This window comes from Streptomyces sp. (assembly GCF_035644915.1).
In the GTDB taxonomy this organism is placed as follows: Bacteria; Actinomycetota; Actinomycetes; order Streptomycetales; family Streptomycetaceae; genus Streptomyces.
Genome location: NZ_DASQNP010000147.1, coordinates 1 through 2308 on the forward strand (window position 1 = coordinate 1; position 2308 = coordinate 2308).

Sequence of the window (2308 nt, forward strand, 5' to 3'; positions counted from 1 at the left end):
ACTACGGCGACTCCATGGAGCCGGTCGGCGACGAGGAGCGCGAGGCCCTCGCCGGCATGGAGCAGAAGTCCAGGGAGTTCGCGGAGGCGGGCAACCGCGTCTACCTCCCGATCGCCGACTGACCCGGCTGCCTGCCGTGCAGCTTCCGCCGTCCCCGGCCCGTACTCCTACGGGCCGGGGACGGCCCCGTGTTCGTCCCGGCGATCCGGACACGGACGGGCCGTGACGCCCCGGGCGGTGTCGGTGCCGTCGCCTGGCATCCGCCCATGAGCATGATCGGCGAGTACCTGCGCGTCACGCCCGCCCAGCTCGCCCGGGGGGTCGAGGACCCGGAGCGGCCCGGGAACCGGCCTGGGAGTGGAGGACGCGGAGGAGGCGGACCTCCCGCCGTCGCGGGTGCGGCCGGCCGCCGAGGCCCTGAGGCGTACGAACTACGACAGCCTCGTCCAAGGGGTGGATCACCGCGCGCTGACCACCGCCGAGGTGTGCCCGCTGATGTGGGACGAATCGGAATCCCTGCGCGAGGGCTGCCGGGACCTCGGCGGCCTCATGGGGCGGCGGCAGACGGTGGTGATCCCGATGGGCAGGCCGCGGCGAGGCGGCGGTGGGTGTCCCCACCCCGCAGGCGGGCCGGGACCGGCAGCGCCTGACGGCCGCTGTACAGGCGGCGCCACCGGCAGCGGAAACGCTCGGCGAAAAAAGTTATCTTTATTAATTCCTCAAAGCCCATGGGATTATAGGCAGGTCCACTCGTGCGGGCCGCGTGGCAATCCTTAAACAATGTCAGCTGTTGCCCTAATCTCTGCACAAGGCGCAGGACAATATTCCGCCGGCTTGCGCGGCGCTGTGTTCCGCAGAAAACGAGCGAGATGCTTCGTCGCTGCCCGGAAATCCCCTTACGACCCCTGCAGGGATAGGAATGTCAATGGTATTGAACGTTCATGCTGGGCTGCATTGGCGCCGTGTGCCTGTCTGGGTGGCGGCGGCGGTCGCGGTCCTTGTCGCCGCCGCCTCCGTGCTCGGTGCGCCGAGTCGGGCTCACGCCATCGCCACCGAGGTTCCTCTCGGTACGGCGGAGAGCTACGCGGTACTGGCCGGAGAATCGGTCTCCAACACCGGGCCCAGCGTCATCAACGGAGATGTCGGGGTGAGTCCGGGGACGGCCATCACCGGTTTTCCCCCCGGCATTGTGAACGGAGATACGCACGCGGCGGACGCCGAGGCCCTCCAGGCCAAGTCCGACCTGGTCATCGCGTACAACAACGCCGCCAGCCAGGCCCCGGACGCCAGCATTTCCGGGGACCTGGGAGGGCAGACACTGCTCCCCGGTGTCTACAACGCCTCCTCCTCCATCGGGCTCACGGGAACCCTCACGCTCGACGCCCAGGGCAACCCGGACGCCGTCTGGGTGTTCCAGATCGGATCGACGCTGACCACGGCGTCGGCCAGCGATGTGCTGCTCGTCAACGGAGCGTCGCCGTGCAACGTCTTCTGGCAGATCGGCAGCTCCGCCACTTTGGGCACCAACTCCACTTTCGTGGGCACCATCATGGCGCTGACGTCGATCAGCGTGAACACCGGAGCGACCATCCAGGGCCGGGCGCTGGCCCGTAACGGCTCGGTCACGCTGGACAGCAACACGATCACCCGTCCGCTGTGCGACAACGGTGGTACGACCACCGGTACCACGACCGGTACCACGACCGGCACCACCGCCGGTACGACGAACGGCGGCGCCACGAATGGCGGCGCCACCAACGGTGGCACGACCGGCGGCACGACCCTCGGTGTCACGACCGGCGGCCTTACCAACGGCGGTGTCACGAACGGCGGCGTCATCGGTGGTGCGGTAGGCGGCGCCACCGCCGGCAACAACGCCGGTAACACCTCCGGCATTACAGGCGGAACCACTGGTGCCACGACTGGCGCGACGACCACGGGCGGCACGACTGGTGCCACGACCACGGGCGGCACCGGAAAGCCGTGCAAGTGCCGCGCCAAGGACCGCGATCACCTCGGTGGGTGCGGTAACGGGTGCGACCGGCAGGACAGGGACGGCGAGGACAAGGACAAGGACGAGGACGACGAGTGGAGCGACGAGAAGCGCCGGGAGAGGAACGACGAGAGGGACGGCGAGAAGCACGGCGAGAAGCGTGACGAGAGGAACGGCGAGAAGCACCACGAGAAGCGCGACGAGAGGAACGGCGAGAAGCACCACGAGAAGCGCGACGAGAGCAGCGACGAGAAGCGCCACGAGAAGCGCGACGAGAGCAGCGACGAGAAGCGCCGGGAGAGGAACGACGAGAGG

Annotated in this window: 1 protein-coding gene and 2 pseudogenes; 2 read left to right on the forward strand and 1 reads right to left on the reverse strand. The window is 68.6% G+C overall.

What is annotated here, in order from left to right; all coding sequences use genetic code 11:
• Positions 1-357: 357 nt before the first annotated feature.
• Positions 358-513: pseudogene (locus VE546_RS27980) on the forward strand (DUF1877 family protein); the annotation flags it as partial.
• A gap of 61 nt (positions 514-574) precedes the next feature.
• Here VE546_RS27980 and VE546_RS16440 read toward each other — a convergent pair.
• Positions 575-682: pseudogene (locus VE546_RS16440) on the reverse strand (IS5/IS1182 family transposase); the annotation flags it as partial.
• A gap of 282 nt (positions 683-964) precedes the next feature.
• Between VE546_RS16440 and VE546_RS16445 the strand changes: the two are divergent.
• A partial coding sequence (locus VE546_RS16445; protein ID WP_414720502.1) for an ice-binding family protein occupies positions 965-2308 on the forward strand: 1344 nt, incomplete at its 3' end.